Annotated in this window: 14 protein-coding genes; 2 read left to right on the top strand and 12 right to left on the bottom strand. The window is 42.0% G+C overall.

Annotation, left to right across the window (positions count from 1 at the left end):
- Window positions 1-440: 440 nt before the first annotated feature.
- A complete protein-coding gene (locus CVD28_RS05620; RefSeq protein WP_101591401.1) occupies window positions 441-2,021 on the bottom strand; it encodes a class I adenylate-forming enzyme family protein in 1,581 nt (526 codons plus the stop codon).
- Between the two features lie 437 nt (window positions 2,022-2,458).
- Window positions 2,459-3,202, bottom strand: a complete 744-nt coding sequence (locus CVD28_RS05625; RefSeq protein WP_101591402.1) for an alpha/beta fold hydrolase — start codon at window positions 3,200-3,202, stop codon at window positions 2,459-2,461.
- Between the two features lie 320 nt (window positions 3,203-3,522).
- On the opposite strand from CVD28_RS05625, the gene CVD28_RS05630 reads away from it, so the two are divergent.
- Entirely contained in the window at window positions 3,523-4,296 is a 774-nt protein-coding gene (locus CVD28_RS05630; protein ID WP_101591403.1) for an IclR family transcriptional regulator, read from the top strand.
- Window positions 4,297-4,463: 167 nt separating this feature from the next.
- On the opposite strand, the gene CVD28_RS05635 is transcribed toward CVD28_RS05630, so the two are convergent.
- Window positions 4,464-5,639 carry an MFS transporter gene (locus tag CVD28_RS05635; RefSeq protein ID WP_257985764.1) on the bottom strand — a complete coding sequence of 392 codons (1,176 nt, stop codon included), beginning with the start codon at window positions 5,637-5,639 and terminating at the stop codon, window positions 4,464-4,466.
- Window positions 5,640-6,279: 640 nt separating this feature from the next.
- Here CVD28_RS05635 and CVD28_RS05640 point away from each other — a divergent pair.
- Window positions 6,280-7,041 (top strand): IclR family transcriptional regulator, encoded by a 762-nt coding sequence (locus CVD28_RS05640; protein ID WP_101591405.1) that lies wholly within the window; start codon window positions 6,280-6,282, stop codon window positions 7,039-7,041.
- Window positions 7,042-7,225: 184 nt separating this feature from the next.
- Here CVD28_RS05640 and CVD28_RS05645 read toward each other — a convergent pair whose 3' ends face one another.
- The 9 genes from CVD28_RS05645 to CVD28_RS05685 all read right to left on the bottom strand — a co-directional run bounded on the left by CVD28_RS05645 (window position 7,226) and on the right by CVD28_RS05685 (window position 18,970).
- Window positions 7,226-8,113: a fumarylacetoacetate hydrolase family protein gene (locus CVD28_RS05645; protein ID WP_101591406.1), complete on the bottom strand. Its 888-nt coding sequence runs from the start codon at window positions 8,111-8,113 to the stop codon at window positions 7,226-7,228.
- Between the two features lie 20 nt (window positions 8,114-8,133).
- Window positions 8,134-9,249: a cupin domain-containing protein gene (locus tag CVD28_RS05650; RefSeq protein WP_101591407.1), complete on the bottom strand. Its 1,116-nt coding sequence runs from the start codon at window positions 9,247-9,249 to the stop codon at window positions 8,134-8,136.
- Window positions 9,250-9,578: 329 nt separating this feature from the next.
- Entirely contained in the window at window positions 9,579-11,282 is a 1,704-nt protein-coding gene (locus tag CVD28_RS05655) for an acyl-CoA dehydrogenase family protein (protein WP_101591408.1), read from the bottom strand.
- 4 nt (window positions 11,283-11,286) lie between these two features.
- A complete protein-coding gene (locus CVD28_RS05660; protein WP_374702504.1) occupies window positions 11,287-11,706 on the bottom strand; it encodes an acyl-CoA thioesterase in 420 nt (139 codons plus the stop codon).
- Between the two features lie 22 nt (window positions 11,707-11,728).
- Window positions 11,729-13,276 (bottom strand): class I adenylate-forming enzyme family protein, encoded by a 1,548-nt coding sequence (locus CVD28_RS05665; protein ID WP_101591409.1) that lies wholly within the window; start codon window positions 13,274-13,276, stop codon window positions 11,729-11,731.
- 373 nt (window positions 13,277-13,649) lie between these two features.
- On the bottom strand, window positions 13,650-14,825 hold the full coding sequence (locus CVD28_RS05670; protein WP_101591410.1) for an acetyl-CoA C-acetyltransferase: 1,176 nt from the start codon (window positions 14,823-14,825) through the stop codon (window positions 13,650-13,652).
- 144 nt (window positions 14,826-14,969) lie between these two features.
- Window positions 14,970-15,749, bottom strand: a complete 780-nt coding sequence (locus CVD28_RS05675) for an enoyl-CoA hydratase/isomerase family protein (RefSeq protein WP_101591411.1) — start codon at window positions 15,747-15,749, stop codon at window positions 14,970-14,972.
- Window positions 15,750-15,763: 14 nt separating this feature from the next.
- Window positions 15,764-16,618, bottom strand: a complete 855-nt coding sequence (locus CVD28_RS05680; protein WP_101591412.1) for a 3-hydroxyacyl-CoA dehydrogenase family protein — start codon at window positions 16,616-16,618, stop codon at window positions 15,764-15,766.
- Window positions 16,619-16,786: 168 nt separating this feature from the next.
- Window positions 16,787-18,970: a helix-turn-helix domain-containing protein gene (locus CVD28_RS05685; protein WP_374702506.1), complete on the bottom strand. Its 2,184-nt coding sequence runs from the start codon at window positions 18,968-18,970 to the stop codon at window positions 16,787-16,789.
- Window positions 18,971-19,053 lie beyond the last annotated feature (83 nt).

Consider the following 19,053-nt stretch of genomic DNA (forward strand, 5'->3'; position numbering starts at 1 on the left):
TAACTCTCCTTATCATGTTATGTTTTCAAAAGACTTATTGTATTTACTATAAAAGACAGAGACATAGTGGATACACCTTTTTGTTCCTCTATGCGGGACAAATGCATTTTTTCAAAAAAATAAAATTAATATATTAATAAAAAAAGAGATTTAAAATAAAACAGACAAATAATTTCTGGGGAAATGATGGTAAACTTGGTACCTTAAAGCTTCCCATCAAATCAGATAAATATTCCAACGCGGCAGAACATTGCAGGTAGATTTAGTTTAACAATGATAATGCCGGAAGAGCCTTCTACGTCTAGTTTCTTCGAAGTTAAGTATTATTATTGCTAGATTGATCGTAATTTTTTCCATGCGGAATATCGTGATTCACGAGGAGAATAATAATGCCGGCACAAAGAACCTTAAAGTCTCTTTTTACCGGCATTTAATTTTTATTATTCTGATAGAGTGGTTGCTTCTTTACGAAGCGGTCCCTTCGAGATTTTTCCAGAAGGCGTTGTTGGCAGTTCGGCACGCACTTCAAGAAATTCTGGTATTTTATATTTGGCAAAACCTTTATCTAACAAGAATGTTTTGATTTGTTCAAATTCCAAGCTTTCATTGTCCCTCAATGTTATGAAGGCGCATGCCCGCTCTCCGAGACGTGGGTCAGGTACGCTCACTACCGCAGCCTGGCGAATTTTTGGGTGCATTTGCAATGCTTCCTCAATTTCTGTTGCATGGAATTTTAAGCCGCCGCGGTTTATGGTGTCCTTGGTCCGTCCAGAAAAATGGATATATCCATCTTCATCAAGAAATCCCTGGTCGCCCGTCAAAAAGTAACCATGTTTTGTGAAAGCTGCCTCTGAAGCAGCAGGGTTGCCATAATACTCAATGAACAGGCTGCCCCCTTTAAAAGCGATTTCTCCAATTTCCCCTGCAGGAAGAGGCCTATGTTCTTCATCCAGCACAATGACTTCGCCAGCAGGAGCGGCACGGCCTACTGTCTCCCAAGCCTTCGCTGGGGCATCTCCAGGGCGTGTAAAAGTTCCGGCGCTGATTTCGGTCATTCCCCATTGCGCCCCGACTTTGCAATTCAAAACGTGCCTTAATTCTTTAACCATCTGAGTCGGAATTTTCGCGCCTCCGGTCATCACAAGACGAAGATTGGTATTGTGTGCCTCATTGTCTTTTACATGGTGAAGGATATCGATCAAATGAGCTGGGGCTGCAAACAAAACAGTAACATTTTCTTTTTGAAGAATCCCTGTTACTTCCTCTACTTTATATTCGCTGCATAAAAAATGGCTAGACCCATGAAGAAGACAATTCATAATCATGGGAAATGAAAACATATGGCAGAGTGGTGTCAAGCTTAACATGGTGTCCTTCTCAGATAATTGATATTCCTTTCCATTGGCCAAATTCCCACCGACAAATGTACGGAATGTATGAAGAACAGCTTTTGGATTGGACTCTGTACCGGATGTGAACAAAATGATCGCAGGGTCGTCCACTACAGGCCTATTAGCCTTTATTTCTTCATCGGTAATTCCCTCCGGGTCCTGCTCCAGAAGGGAAGAAAAAGCGATGCTATCAGGACGTTTTGGATTTCCGGCAACTATTATATGTTCCAGATGGGTCATTTTCCCTTTCAGTTCATAAGCCAAGTCTTCAAAATTCAGTTTTTTGAATATTCCCGGTACGATAAAGGCTTTCGCCTTACAATGGCCCAGCATATACGTTAATTCCTGCATACGATAATTAGGGCTTAGCGCGTTAAAAATAAGGCCTATCTGCGCTGCAGCGAGATGGGCTATAACATACTCCAGACTGTTTGGCAGCTGAACAGCCAGAACGTCACCCTTCTTTAATCCAATCTTTAAGAAATGTTTTGCCAAACGAAGTGACAGCCTCTTTGCATCTTCGAATGAAATGATGTTCTCCCCATCTGTAAAAGCTGTCTTTTTTCCAAATGTCAAAGCGGATTCTTTCAGTAAGTCATGAAACGTGTCCGGTACTTTTACCAGTGTCATGAAATCCCCTCCAAAACCTTCATTTCCGTTCCCAAAGCACAAAGCAGACAAATACGGGAACTTTATAGGAATGCAACCCTTTTTGGTATCCAGTCTTATAGCAATAGGGAGCGTTCCCTACCTATTAACTCTATTATTTATGATCGATTATGTGCGAATAAGTTCAATACCCTTCTTTGCCGGAAACTTGAAATGAAGCTTAACGGCGCCCTCAAGGTTGACTTGCGCCATAAAGTGTCCACTTTCAATCCGAAGTATTTGCAGCCATCAAAAAATAATACAATAATAAAGAGATTAAGAGATTAATAAAGAATATTAATTATGCAATTACTTTGGTAATCTTTTGTTCTTCCTTTGTTATTTGTAAATATGCTGCGGAAGTTATTCGCTAAAGCAATGTTTGTTACAAAGTTACCATAATCCGAATTAGTTCAGCCTTATACGTTGCTTAACTCCTGCTTTTTCAGGCTAATTGAGTGCAGAATATCTGCTAGTTCCCCTGATGCTGAGTAAAAAGGTGAATGGTCTGTATCGAGTGTAAAAATCTCTTCACAAGGAGTTGATGTATACATATTTTTCTGGCACCAATTTGTGATCGCCTTATCCTTTAAACATTCAATATAATATTTTGGAATCCGGCCAAATCGCTCTTTGGTAAGGCTAAGTTTAGTAGACAGCACCTCAAGAGGTTGTACTACCAACCTCGATTTAGAACTTTCCGCATCAGGGGTTGGACATTCTTCATAAAACACCTCAATTAACGCCTCGTCTTTCACCGTGCAATGAACGTTATCATTCGATATGATCATGTTAGGCGGTACAAGAGAAGATGTGTCTGTTTGGATTACATCCACCATTGATTGGCCATCTTCCAATAAGAAAGCGGTTACATATACAATAGACTTAACCTTTTCAGGCCGATATTCAGCGCTTTGAGAGACAACTATCCCACCCATACTATGACCTACAAGAATAACAGGTTCTTTTGCCTCATCGATCACCGAACATACTTTATTTGTATAACTCTTAAGAGAAACTTGAGAAGCCGGTGTTTTATCGGCCCCATGACTTGGCAAATCTACAGCATAAACAGTATGTCCATTCTTTTCAAGCATAGGTACGATGTTCTCCCAACACCATGCTCCATGCCAAGCACCATGTACCAAAACATAAGTAGACATGTGTCTCACCCCATTTTAGAATATTAACACTATGGCTATTATACTTATTCATCCAAGAAGAACTACAGATGCAGATTCTTCTATATGGAACAATTCTTTCTTTTTGATAAAAAAAGTTGCAAAATAAAAGATGGCAAGTAATATGCAGGACCTGGCAACGATTCATTTCACTATTCCATATTAAACAGATACGCAAAGTAAAGGTCCTAATTTTGAAAGAGTTACTTATTTTTTCAGATTGTTAAAATTTCTTTTTTCATGTTTTTAGTAATTTAACTAGTATAATGGTTATAAAAAGCGTTTAGGACTGTGATTTTGAAATGTCAAACCAATTAGACACAAGGTTCCTGTCTTCCGTAAAGAATGGGATGCGGATTTTGCGGCTGTTCAAAAGAGGCCAGGATGAGCTTAGCGTTACAGAAATTGCTAAAAATTTGAATTTGCCGAAGAGCACTGCACATAGGTTGATTACAACAATGGTTAACGAAGGATTCTTATCCAAGAATCCGAATACAAATAGATACCGGCTAGGTCTCTCCCTTTTATCACTCGGAGGGGTGATCTTCAGCCACCGGGACTTATATATAGAAGCTCAGCCAGTACTTAAAAGATTAGTGGACCAATTAGGGGAAACTGCCCATATCTGCCTTCTTGAACATGATGAGGTAGTTTATTTCGTTCGCACTGAATGTAAAGACTCTTCCCGCCTTTTAACGCAAATGGGAAGAAAAAGCCCTTTTCATTGCACAAGCGAAGGACTTGCCATCCTTGCTTTCCAGCCCGAGAAAACGGTTAAAAAGCTATTGTCGAAGAATCTATATGCATATACTCCATATACGATTACAGATAATGATAGTTTAAAAGATGAACTGACAAAAATTAAAAAATCCGGGTACGCTCTATCCAGGGATCAATTTTACGAAGGGTTTGTCGGTATCGCAGCTCCCATTCGGGATTTTAATGGCAGCGTCACCTCTGCAATCTCCGTTATTGGCCCAACGTCACGGATTACCGAGGATCGGTATTCATATTTTATTAAACACATAACCAATGCTGCTAAAGAAGTGTCCAATTTACTTGGTTTTTATGGATAGACTTTAATAATGCATTATTAATTGCCTATGTATGTAGAGGTTATCAACTTTTTCTTTGCCACACAGATGGAAATGTTTTTCATGACGAGACACACCTTAAGGAAGAAACTAGTCGGGGGCAGGAACACATAGATGTAATTGTTGTACCTTTGAGAGTTCCCACTCCCTTAAGCTTCCTTATGTTCTATTTCCCTTATCCCTTCGATCGTCCTTTGTTTCTGTGCCCAATAATAAAGTCCAATACCCAAAACTACATAAATTGCACAGTATAAATAGAGACCGCCAAGGCTGATGTGGCCTGCAATTGATCCTATAAGGAAGGATCCCACTCCGATGCCAAGATCAAAGACCGAAAAGAAAGTGGCGTTTGCCAAAGGGCGCCGTCCTGGGGATGTACTATAAAGTGCAAGGGTCTGGAAGCTTGGAAAAAGCGTCCCCCAACCAATGCCTATCATAGCTGCTGCCATGAAAAACACCATCGCTCCGCTTGTTATACTAAGAACGTACATGCCGAGTGCATATAGTACAATTGCAGGGAAGACGATGAAATTCGCGCCATATTTGTCAAACCATCTTCCTGTAAATGGACGTGTCACTAAAAGACCGACCGCATAAACAACGAAAAAGTAACTTGACTCGGCAGCAAGCCCCCGTTCCGTAGCAAAAACCGCTATGAACGATAAGATAGCTGAGTAGGCAATTGCGAAAAAGGCACCTGTCAGTGCTATCGGAACAGCAGCCCTCTCGAAGACCGAATGTTTTTTCTGATGTGAACGTGTTTCTTTTTCAGTATCAGCAGGGACCTTAGTCAACCATCCAGTCAAGAGCGCACAAAGGGAGAACAAGGCGCTGAACCAAAACATCATCTGTATGCCCCATTCTCCATTAATGGTTAACCCAAGGAAGGGACCGGCCACCATCGCCAAATTGGTAGAAACGGCGAAATAGCCCATCCCCTCTCCTTTCCGTGCATACGGCAATATATCCGCCACAATAGCCCCTGTAATAGTCGTCGCCATCCCAAATCCGATTCCATGAATAAATCTCACAAAAAGAAGTGAACCCTCTGATTCACAAAACGAATACATGCAAGATGCCAGAAAATAGACGATCATCGACAGAATATACATTGGTCGTTTTCCAGCCCGATTGACCCAAGCCCCCATAAAGGGCCGTGTTACAATGGCTGCAATTAAAAAAACAGTCGTGAACAATCCAGCCACCATGCCTGAGGTTCCCATGCTCTCCATAGCTGCTGACGGGATTGTGACAAGTAAATAATAGTAGGCTAAAAACAAAAAGAAATTTGCCGCACAAATGATGATGAAATTCTTCGTCCACAATTTTTCACTATCCAAATGATTCTCTCCCTAAATGCATATAAAGTATCGTTCTTAATTAAGCATATTTATACCATGACACAATATACTTGGCGCTTACATTTCCTGACCTCACTATTCAACAGTTTGATGGGTCCCTCCCCCGGGCTGTAACATTTCGAGGAAAGCGCGAAGTTCGAACTGGAATCACGTATGTGTTGGAAGAATAGTGATTGTGCGAAATTAGGAGCCAGTAAGCATCTTTACTACCAAATCTTTATTGCGGTAAATGACTTGATTACAATTTTATTCTGACAAACGATACATCGCCCTGCTTGCACAGTGCACGCATTGTTTGACGCAATGAGGTTTTAACGGTGTAATATGCGGGACGATGAGATATTGTAAACAAATGACAAGATGGGATTTGCATGCAAACATTACCATACCAGATTGCACCTCCTAACTTTAGCAGAAAATGTATGTCCTTCAGCAATAATAAAAATAAAAATCCGGTAAAGGACACTGTTTTGTTCCTCTATATGAACAAAGTAGAAATTAACTGTTTTTTTTTAGTAACTTAGAAAATATGTGAATGATGAATAATAAATGATAAAATATTAGAATGACATTGTTGTGAAAAGAATGAGAAGGAAGGTTTTACATGTCTGAAGCAAAGTCACCTGTAATGATCCAATCGCTACTTGCAGGATTTTCTATCATTGATATAGTTGTGAAACATGGGATTCCTATGAAATTCAATGATATCCATAATCGTACAAATATCACTAAAAGTAACCTGCATAAATACTTGAATACCTTGATATCCCTTGGAGTCCTCTACCGTGACCCTGATAATGGCCTTTACTCTCCAGGAAGCACCCTGATTGAGTATGGCATGGCTGCGGTCAATCAGGAAGACATTATAAGAAAAGTAACACCCTTTCTCCAGGAGATCAATTTAGCTGCAAAAGAAACCACTCTCCTGGCTGTCTGGACACATCAAGCTCCAATGATCATTAAAATGATTCATAGCCATGCAGGTCTCAATCTCGGTGGCCAGGTTGGAACGTTTCTGCCTGTCAATTCGGCCGGTGGAAAGCTTTTCGCTTCTTTTTTAAAGGGGCCTTTTATAGAAGCTTGGCTGAACAATGAATCATCCGGCATGAGTAAGGAAGAGTATATTCGCCTTGAAAAGGAGATTGCTTCCATTCAAAAAGAAGGTATAGCATTCGCCAAGGATGCGCTCGCACCTTCAGTCGCTTCAGTAGCAATCCCTGTATTTGACTATGGCCGCGAATTGCTTGGTGCAGTTATAATAGTCGGTTTCGAGGATTCCATTCCTACCCGTTCGGATCAAAAGCTTAGCGAATATCTTCTGGAAAAAAGCATTGAAATCTCGTCCCAGTTTGGATATTCGGGATAACAGAATAAAGCCAGCTTATTAGATTAATATCCCCTCTAATAAGCTGGCTTTAATTTTGTATAAGCAACCCAGTTACCGCGGGTGAATGAACTGTTCATTTTCAACAGCTATTTATAGAGGGAACTTATTATCATTATTTGGCCTTTAGTTCAACATAAATTAACGGAGCTTGATATGAAAATTTTTATCCTTCAAGGGTTTGGTGCTCCAGTTCCTTCTGTCCCAGTGCTTCCTCTGAATATTTTACATCCACTGTAAACTCGCCGACCTGTTCAATTTTAATCCTGACATGGTCCCCGTCTTGAATTGGTCCAACGCCTTCCGGAGTTCCTGTCGCGATGATGTCTCCTGGCTGCAGGGTCATATTGTTACAGGCCACTTCAAAACATTTGAAACAATCATAGATCAGGTGCTTTGTGCTTCCATCTTGCCTCACTTCATCATTTACCCATAGTGTCATGGCCAAGTCATTGGGATTTTCAATTTCGTCTGCCGTTACGATCCACGGACCAATCGGAGTGAAGGTATCAAATGATTTTCGCCATGTTCTTTCTTCATTGCCGCGAATTGAAATATCAAGCAGTGCAAAATAACCAAAAATATAATCCTTTGCTTCCGAAGCCTTTACATTTTTCGCCTTCTTGCCAATCACATAGCCAAGTTCGGCTTCATGGTCTGTGCGACGGTCAGCAAATGGCAATAGTATAGGATCCGATGGTCCTGACAGTGATTCAGGAGACTTCAGGAAAAGTGCCAATTCTTCAATTGTCCGTGGCGCATTATTGAACATTTTGTTCATTTCGATTTGGTGATTTAAATAATTCACCGGTGCTGCCCAAATTTTACCTGTGGATGGCACTGGAGATTTCAAAGTTACTTCAGAAAGGTGATAGGATTTACCCGATTGGGCGGCATCTTCCATTTTCCCTTTCAGCTGATCAAAATCTTCCATTAGCCGCAGAAAAGATTCTCTAGGTGATGCAGAATCCCAGCCTGCAGCCTCGGATACGTCCGTCACATAGTCCCCTTTTACGATACCTAGTATGTCATCATTAAAAATCGCGATTTTCATTTCGTTTCCCCTCTTCCTTACTAAGCTTCATTAGGCACAAAAGTTTTTTCAATGATCTGGTGTCCGCCGTTTTCTTCATAGGCTTCCTGATATTCAAGTTCTAATTTTTCCATGACAGGTTTATCATTGAATGAGAATAGGAAAACATCTTCCGATCCAGTATTAACATGTTCATGACGGCTCCATGGCGGCAGGATAAAAAAGTCACCTTTCTCCCACTCAAATTTCTGTCCATCAATAACAGTGTAACCCTTTCCTTCAAGAACATGATAAATCGCGCTGTGAACATGACGGTGAGCTTTTGTCTGCTGACCAGGTTTCAATTTCTGCATCATCGTACCGATTCTGGAATCAGCGGAACCACCCGTAGTAGGGTTTATGTATTCAATCGCATACCCATCGTACGGATCGTTATCTGCCTCTGTCATTTCATCAAGCAAATACTTCACTCGGTCAAATTTATAGCCAAATATAGGTGAAGGATAGCCCGGTTGTTTTTCCTCGTTAATCTTCTTAAAAGCTCCCATCGAGAATTGCTTATTAGAGTAATTTTCCGGCGCTTGCAACGGGTAATTTTCCTCTTCATATGGTTCAAAGAACGAAGCTGCCATCGTTCTAACCAGTCCCACGTCGAGGCCGTCCATCCAGAACATTGGCTCTGTTCCTTCATGCTTATGCTCATGCCATGTCCAGGCAGGAGTTAAAATCATATCGCCGCGTTCCATATATGTCTTTTCCCCATTGACTGCCGTATAGGCCCCATCCCCTTCAATGACGAATCGAATGGCAGATTGGGAATGGTGATGGGAAGGAGCGCTTTCACCCGGCATTAACAACTGGATTCCAGCGTACAATGTATGCGTTCCGTATCCGACAAGCCCGCGCTTCAGCAAGCTAGGGTTCTGGAGGTAAACAACACGGCGTTCGGCATCTTTACCCGGCTCAAGTAAATCTCCTGCCTGCAAAACATACTCACGTACAGACTGCCACTTCCATAGATACGGCTCTACATCATGAACCGGTTCCCTTGTGACCATGTGTCCCAAATCGTACCAGAGTGGCCCAAGATGATTTTTCTTCATACCTTCATAATATTGATCCAGCTTTTCCTTGGTAATGGTTTCATTTTTCGCCATTTAATAATCCTCCTCATTAATTATTGATGGTGTCTATATAGTGAACTTAATTACCTAAATAGTACATTTAGTAATAGAATATTGTCAATAGTCAGAATTTAATAGTTGCCACACAGTTCAAACCCTGTAGCTTGCAATAGATTCCCTTCTATCTGAATTTTTATACACTAGTATTCAACTGTATTTTGTAAACGGGAATCCGATTTACATATGAGTATTCGATATTTTAGATCGATCAGAAAGTGATTTCTTAAAAATAATGTGCCTATAAAACTTATAGAAATTACTCAAATTATCCTGTTTCTGATCCGGCAAATCACTGGATAATCTTACGAAACATATTTTTTAGCTTCGATGATTGCGTCGGCAATGTACCTTTTTAATTCAACAGTATCTTCCTGGCTGCTCATTATAAGCCGTCCCGCAGTACGGGAAAAAGTCTCATCGTCTCCAAGGTGATTTAGTATGCCTAAGGCTTTCATTGCAACCAGCTGGGATGTCTCATAAACAAAAACTTTTGTGTAGCATATTTTTAGGTTGTTTTTCACTTCACCTGTTACCTGTATTGCCTTCATCGTTCGTAAAATCGCACTTTCTGCGGCATATATCCCGATTGCAAGGTCTGCGATAAATGCGGCAGTTTCTTGCTCTTGATTAAGATTCATCAAGTCATTTTTCCGAACAGCTCCTATGGCGGCATGATAAAGGTTCTTCATGATCTGGAGTGTCTGTTTCTCTTGCTGGAGAGTTCCTTCATCGACATTACGTTTCTCGTCAGGCAGTTCATAGGCCTTCAGCAATGTAGACGCGATAAGTATTCTGTTGATTTCATTCGTCCCTTCAAAAATCCGGGTCACCCTGGAATCACGATACAGCGTTTCGATTTCATATTCTGACATATAGCCATAGCCACCGTGGATCTGCAATGCTTCATCAACAATGAAGTCCAAAAACTCAGTGGACATTACCTTGTTAATAGAGCACTCCACTGCATAACGGGCTATCGTTGCTCCAAGAGAGCCGTTTGTTTCCTTCATGCTTTCAAAACCGTCCTGCATGGCACCAGCTGTTCTATATACAGAACTTTCACTGGCATACGTTTTGATTGCCATATCCGCTAATTTATTTTTAATCAGATTAAAGCTGGAAATAGGCTGGCTAAACTGTAACCTTTCATTGGCATAGTTGACAGCAAGCTCGATCGATCGTTTTGCCGTTCCCAGTGAAGTGGCCGAAATCTTATGGCGTCCGATATTCAATATGTTAAATGCTATTACATGGCCCCTGCCAACTTCACCGATGACATTATCGACCGGGACTTTTACATGATCCAGGATAAGCGAACATGTGGAGGATCCCTTTAATCCCATTTTCTTTTCTTCCTGGCCAATGGATACTCCTTTATATTGTTTTTCAATGATGAATGCAGTAAATTCTTGTCCATTCACTTTAGCGTAAACAATAAAGATGCCTGCGAAAGAAGAATTGGATATCCATTGTTTTTCTCCAGTGAGGATATAATGTGTCCCGCATTCGGATAATGTAGCCGTCGTCTTAACACTCATAGCATCCGTACCTGATGAAGGTTCTGTTAAGGCATATGCAGCTACTGTCTCCCCTGACAGAATTTTAGGCAGGTATAGCGCCTTTTGCTGCTCAGTTCCAAAATAGGCGATTGGCAGGGCACCGATCCCGGTTTGTCCGCCAAAAGTAATGGAAAACGACCTGCCCAATGCCATTTTTTCTGCTATGATGCTTGCACTGATTTTGCCCAGCTCCAGCCCGCCGTCTTTTTCTGGAATATCCGCACTGATCAGGCCAAGCTCTCCTGCTTCCTTGATAAGACGAACCGTTACAGCAAAATCCTGGTCCTCAATGCTTCCTAATGCTGGATAGACTCTATTCATCACGAATTTATGAGTCATCTCTTCAAGCATGATTTCTTCATCATTAAAGTCTTCAGGTGTGAATACTTCATGAGGAACAAAGTCGGCAGTTAAAAAATGCTTAAAGTGTGTATTTTCGGTAGGCATTTGTTCACCCCTTCAAAGGCAGTGTGCCCTGCAGCATTTTCACCCTGATTTCATCGGGTATTGGCTGGGCCTTTGGTTTACTTTTGAATGATGTCCATGCGCGAAGTTCATATCCTTCAGCTATTACCTGGTCTCCTCTAAAAAAAGTATGCTGTAACTTGAAAACTTTATTTTGTAAATCTGCAGCAGTACTTTTTACTACAACGCTATCCTCGAACAACAGAGGAGCTTTAAACTTACAATTAGCCTCCAGCAAAGGCATACCGATTTTCTCATCTGCATAAAGTTTCGAGGATGGAAAACCAATTGCCGTAAAATATTCATGGGTTGCTTCATCCATCCATTTATAAAAGTTTGGATAAAACACAATTCCCGCTGCATCCGTGTCACCCCATCTTACCTGGAACGAGTATTCAGCTATCATTTAAGTATAGCTCCTTTCAATTTTAAACTGTGCCACAGACCTGGTTGGACACCTGATCGCGAAGTTTCATTTTTTGGATTTTTCCACTGGCAGTGGTTGGAAATTCATTTATGAACACCACTTTGCCCGGAATTTTATAATTCGCTATTTGGTCCTTTAGAAACTCTTTAATTTCTTCTTCTGAACTTTCTGCACCATTCCTTAGCTGAATAACAGCACATACCACTTCACCAAGAACTGTATCCGGGATTCCTATGACCGCAGCACCAAGGATTTTACGGTGTTTTATCAGCACGCTTTCAATTTCCTGGGGATAGATATTATAACCGCCTCTAATGATCATTTCTTTTTTCCTGCCAACAAAATGCAGATATCCCTCTCCATCAAGAATTCCGAGATCCCCTGTGTAAAACCATCCGTCTGCATCGAGAACCTGGGCAGTCTGTTCTGGCATTTTATAATAGCCTTTCATCGTCCCGAAGCTTTTGATAGCTATTTCCCCGGTTTGTCCGGATGGGAGTTCAACCCGGTTTTCATCGACAATCTTAAGCTGAACTCCGGGAATTGGTTTCCCTAGTGTCTGCGTTATTTTCAGTTCATCATCATCATAAAGCGTCATCGTGACAGATACTGTTTCCGTTATTCCAAATGATTGGCAAAGATTAATGCCCATGCGTTCGCGTATTTCCATTACCTTACTCGGGGGAATAGGGGCCGCCCCTACCATACCCGCACGCAACGTTGATAAATCAAAGCTTTCAAAATCGTCAACTTCCAATTCTTTAATGAACATCGTCGGGACACCCTGCTGGATGGTTACTTTTTCTTGTTCGATCAATTTAAGAGTTTGAACGGGATGATATTTTTCCTGTAAAACCATGCGGGCACCCGTTGATACAGCACAAAGCAGATTACAGGCCATACCAAAAATATGGAAAAGCGGTGCAGAAATAATAAACACGTCTTCTGCCGCACATCTAAGTTCTCCAGCAAGTGTATGTGCTGACTGTACCACACCCCTGTGAGTAATCATAACCCCTTTTGGAACACCAGTTGTGCCGGAAGTATACAAAATACAAAACAGGTCGTCATTAACATCAACTTCAGCTGCTTTAACATGACCATCGACTTTGTCTTCGTACGCGTGGAGTCCCTCACGGCTGAACCTTACCGATATTAACGAAGGTACTATTTTTTTCGCTTCATTTAACCCAAAATTGCGATCAAATTCCTCCGATACTATCAAAATTTTAGGCTCGGAATTTTTTAAAATGTATTCCACTTCATGTGATCGGTATTTAGGATTAAAAGGAACCAGAATTGCTCCGATTTTGGCTGCAGCGAAAAATATAACCGCTGTTTCATACCAGTTAGGCAATGACACGGCAATCCTATCCGATTTTTGTATACCAAGGCTGTACAGAGTTGCGGCGAACATGTCCACATCCTTTTTCATCTCCCGGTAAGAAACACGTCGTGTTAAGTCAAAGATCGCTTCTTTTTCCTTCTGTGAGGAAGCGGCATTTTCCAACAAACCATACACTGTCATCAAATTCTTATCCTTATTCATATACATACTCGCCCCTATTTGGTTCTAATTTTCCTTCTGTCGCCTTAAATAATGAAATATAAGTATTACAAGCACTTCTTTTCATTTTCTTAGACATGCAAGCGCAGGAAATAGCGCATGGTTATATTTGTTAACAAAAGAATAATAATTTACAGTTGCACATCTCAATTGCGTTTTGTTTTTTTCGCATTGAATCTGTGCATCCAAAAGGATTACGCATTATGTCTTGAACATATGCGGCCTGCTTCAAGCTTTCTGCATAAATTGTGTGACAGCACAGAATAATAGTTTTGACAATATTTCTTTTAAAATATGAGAGTAGGAAAAGCCATCCTGGAATTAGGACGGCCGTGACTAATTTGAATCGCTTTTTCTATAATGCTTCCCAAATCGCCGCAATTCCCTGGCCACCGCCAATGCATACTGCCGACGCTCCGTATTTTTTCTTACGCCTTCTTAACTCATACACCAGTGCAGTTACGAGCCTTGTCCCGGATGCCGCCAAGGGATGCCCGATAGCAACTGCACCGCCATTTACGTTGCCTATTTCCAGGTCAAAGCCCAATTCTTTTTGACATGACAGGTACTGTGCTGAGAATGCTTCATTTATTTCAATCAGGTCCAGATCTGAGATGTTTAAGTTGGCTTTCGCCAATGCACTTTTGATGGCCGGCACTGGACCGATTCCCATGTACTTCGGTTCTACGCCAACTACGTCCCAAGAAACAAGACGGGCAATCGGTTTTAGACCTTTTTCAGCTGCATACTCACTAGAGGCTACAATGACTGCCGCTGCACCATCTACCATGCCGCTCGCATTACCGGGTGTTACGACGCCATTCTTAACGAATCTCGGTTTCAGTCTGCTGAGCTGTTCCATGCTTGTATGCCGAATGTGTTCATCCTCTTCAATGACTTTATCCCCTTTTCTGCCTTTTACGGTGACAGGAACAATTTCTTCTTTTAAATATCCTCTTTCCCTTGCAGCGAGCGCTCGTTCATGGCTCGAAAGTGCGTGCTGATCTGCCTCTTCCCTTGATATATTATATTTGGCTGCCAGGTTTTCAGCGGTTTCGGCCATTGTGCACTCGCCGTATGTGTCATAGAGTCCATCCCACACCCAGTCTTCTACGACAGGTGCACCGAGTGGACTTCCCCATCTCATCCCACGGATTACATGCGGCACCTGGCTCATGCTTTCAGACCCACCCGCCAGGACGACATTCGCCTCACCTGTTAGAATGTAACGTGCGGCCGTTAAAATGGCTTCGACACCGGTACCGCACAGCCGGTTGATCGTCAAAGCGGGGACGTTAATAGGCGTACCTGCTTTTAAGCCAACATGCCTTGCCAATAAGTGGGCATCTTTACTTGATTGCTGCACATTTCCGAATACAACCTGATCAATTTCTTCTGCTGATATCTTCGCTCTTCTTATGGCTTCTTTTGCAGCAATGGCACCTAAGTCCGTTGCGGTTATTTCCCGGAATGAACCTGAAATTTCAGCGAACGGTGTCCGCGCACCTTCCAACAAAACGATTTCCTTCATTCATTCACCTCATTTAAATTAATGGGGCCCACAGAAATCCCAAACTTTTTATCGTCTAAAAGAATCCTGGCCCTAAATTTATACCATTCGTGTGACAGCATATGGAAGATGAAGCGGAATCTTTCTCTATAGAACTTTTGTCCCTTATCTTCCTGTATACACTGGTTCCCTTTTTTCTACGAACGCCTGCAGTCCTTCCTTCCTATCCTCAGTTGAAAAGGCATTGGCAAAGCATGTGCTCTCGATGATCAAACCTGATTCCAGATCGGTGTTGCTTCCGGCATTTACTGCAGTCTTCACCATCTGGAGCGCCACCGGCGGTTTTTGTGCCAGCTTTCCTGCCCATTCCTTCGCTTCTTCCAGAACTTCTCCAGCCGGTACCACTTTGTTGACGATATGTAAGTCCAGTGCACGCTGGGCATTAAACATTTCCCCGAAGTAAAGCAGCTCCTTGGCTACCCCCTGTCCAACAATCTTCTGCAAGCGCTGTGTGCCCCCGCCCCCCGGTATGATGCCGAGACCAACCTCGGGAAAGCCAAACTTCGCTTTATCCGAACTTATTCGCATGTCGCAGGCAAGCGCCAGTTCCAATCCTCCGCCCAGTGCCATTCCATTCAATGCCGCAATGACCGGTTTTGTTACATTCTCTATTTTTGTGAATACTTTCCTTGATGTCTTGTTCATCTTATTGATTCCCACCAGGTCCAGCCCTGCCATTTCATTGATGTCGGCTCCTGCGACGAACGCCCTCTCCCCGCTTCCAGTCAGCACGATTGCCCGCACATCCTCATTGGCTTCCAGTTCATCAAATAACATAGAAAGCTCACGGAATACCTGTGTATTCAATGGATTGACGGGCGGACGGTTAACGGTGACCACCGCTACTTTATTTTCGATTTCGCATAATAGTAATTCGTACATCACATTCATCCCCAATCTTATTCGTAGTCGTAGAACCCTGCACCTGTCTTCTTTCCATGTCTGCCCGCCCTGACCAGCTGTTTCAAAAGGAGCGGCGGTGCAAAATGGTCATCATTGAACTCCTCTTTGAAATACTCCATCACATGATACCCGATGTCCACGCCCGCAAAGTCCTGCAGCGCAAACGGACCCATTGGATAGTTCAAGCCTAATGTGACGGCTTTATCAATATCTTCTGCTGTCGCCACTCCTTCTTGCAGCAGCTTGATCGCCTCGATAAATTGAGGGATCATGATGCGGTTAACAATGAATCCAGGGGTGTCCTTTTTCACCTCGACCGGTTCTTTATTCAGTTGTTTAGATAGCGCTTTCAATTCTTGCACGGTTTCATCGCTTGTCTTGTACCCGCGCACTACCTCCACAAGTTTCATTAACTGGGCAGGATTGAAAAAATGCATCCCCGCAACGCGTTCCGGGCGTTTAGTAGCAGCTGCAATCTCAGTGATAGACATCGATGATGTGTTAGTAGCAAGGATTACGCCTTCCCGGACGATTTTGTCAAGCGCAGAGAATACTTCTTTTTTCAGGGCAAGATCTTCCAGTACCGCTTCAATCACAACATCCGCGTCCTTCAGGTCTTCGAGGTTTGTCGTCGTTTGGATTCTCCCAAGCGTTTCCAGTTTTTGATCTTCCGTCATCTTTCCCTTTGTAACGCTTTTATCCATGAATTGCCCTATTCGCTTTAATGCATTGTCCAAATAGCGTTCTTCAATGTCACGTAAAATTACCGTAAAGCCATTCATTGCCGCAAGGTTCGCAATTCCCGAACCCATTGACCCGGCACCGACGATACCGATTATTTGATTTGCCATCTCTCTAGCTCCTTACTTTCTAAAATTAATAAATATTCTGTAAATAAATTATAGCGTTGAAGTACACATGATTGATACCTACAATGTGTATGAAAAACATATCATTATTTCATATATTCTAACGAAACAAGTCAATGCAGAACAAAGAGCATCACTATTCTCTGTCGTTTAAAGAAGTCTTCCATTCATATCATAAAGTTTTAATGCCAACATCAGATTAAACCGTACTTCTGCATCGTTTAAATCCGCTTCCAGCAGCAATTCGATCCTTTCTAATCTGTACAATAGGGAACTCCGATGGATAAACAGTTCTTCTGCCGTGCTTTTTACGTTTCCATTGTTTTGAAGGAATACGTGAAGCGTATGAAAAAGATCTATGTTTTTTCCTTCTGAATATTTCAGGAGCGGACCCAGCTGATTTTTCACGAAAAGAACGACTGCAGTGGAATTATCAAGATAATGGAGAATTGTATAGGAACCGAGGTCTTCAAAAAGAACATGACCATTGTTCTGGAATCTGCTGCTTATAATGTTCAATGCCTGATTGGCCTGCTGATAGCTAACATAATAATCCCGAATACTTGCTGTTTTCCCGCCTATTCCCATTAGTACCCGGGATCGTACGGGTGCTTCAGAAGTCCACTTCTGAATTTTTTCATAGATTGTTTGCCAAAACTTCTTCGGTTTGTCCCTTTCTTTTTCCGAAGATATTATCAGAACGAACGTATCGCCGTGTGACCCGGAAATAAAGGAAAGGTTAAGTTCAGGCAGACGGGATTTTATTGAATCCCAAACAAGGGTTATTTTCGCCTGTTGTTCCAGAAGATTACTCTTTTTCATTTCACTTTCATCGAGTATGATGGTCAAGACTGCCACACGATGACAGCTGAACAGGTTCCATTGAAATAGGTTTGCATATTGAAGAATACTTTCTTCATCTTCGATATTTTTCATCAGCAGCTTGCTTATGTAGCTGTCCTTTGCTTGTTCCTTTGCATCCAGAACAAGCTTTTGCTTAATAAACTGAATTGAGCAAATATTACGTGCTAAATCAACCGTAATCCGTTCAAACTCGTCCAATTTCACACTCGACTGCCGAAGAGCCAGGTAACCGAGAAGATTTCCGCCCCCATTTACCGGCCAAACCGAAAAGCTAAAGTCAGCATTATTGGGATCCTGTATATTGATAACTCCATCACCCTGTTGCTTGTTTAACGTCTCCCTTACTGTTTCAGCAAACTTATCTGAATATATGAAACCATCTTCACGTTCCCATTCGGAGAAAGATAATGGGCGCATAAATCTATCAAATAACACAACTGAATTTTGAAACAACTCACACAGCATCAAAGTAATGCCGTCAAAATTTTCGACTTCCACAGTTTCTTTCACAAGAGCCTGCTGATAATCCAAAAGAAACTGGAGCCGTTGTTTATGATCTCTCTCATTATTATATAAACGGGCATTTTCAAGCAGAATGGCTACGTGATTGGATAATAGTTCGAGCACCCGCAAGTCATCTTCCGAAAAGACTTTCTCCCCTTTATTCTCGATATGCAGCACTCCAATCGGTTTCAGATCAGCGAGGAGGGGTATTGTCAATTGGTTCCCGCCTGGTGTTTCCAGGTAAGGAAAATAATCTCTCAGCATATAGTTATCCTGAATCATGATTTTCCCGGCAGGTTTTGTCCTCCCATAAGCCGGCGGCTGGAAGACGAAACAATTTTCTTTTTCACTAAATAAATAGATGCAGGCAAAATCGGCATTAGTGCCTTTTCCAGCCCTGTATGTCAATTCTGCGATATGGTGCTCCAGGGGTGCATCCAGTGAAAGGTTTTTGCTTATCCATTCAATACCTTCAATTTTTTTCATCTGCAATTTTTTTTGCCTCGCCATAACCATGGCCACTGCTATGTCTTTTCCGAATTCCTCAAAATGGGTTTCCATATCCAAAAGCGGCACGTAGCTAAAAAAACCGACGATGCAGAAGCCGAAATGATATGTATCGTCTTTCAGGGGGACAGTGAACCATGTGTTAACATGAGCTTTCTTCAATAGTTTTGCCAGTTCGCACTGTTCCGGTAAATCTGCAGTTTCATAGGTTACACTATGATCCAATAGTTTTGACGAGCATGCTGCTGTGTAAAGAGGGAAGCAATCGGTTACAGCGGGGACGTTTCCACTCCATGCTTTTGGCAGCAGCTTGCCCCCTTCGTTCATCACGACACCAACAAAATCGCAATACAGTTCCAATCGAAACGAATTCGTCAAGTACTGTAATGCCTCCTCTTCGGTATCAAATTTAATCAATTGGCGAGATGTCTTTCGCAAATGATTTTCTACTTTTTTCATTAATTGTACTCTCTTTATATCAAACAACAATCATTCCTCCTTTGCCCGCAATCACTTTATTTCTATTGTAATAGAAGAAAAAG

The sequence above is a fragment of the Bacillus sp. M6-12 genome (assembly GCF_002860285.1).
Lineage (GTDB): Bacteria > Bacillota > Bacilli > Bacillales > DSM-1321 > Peribacillus.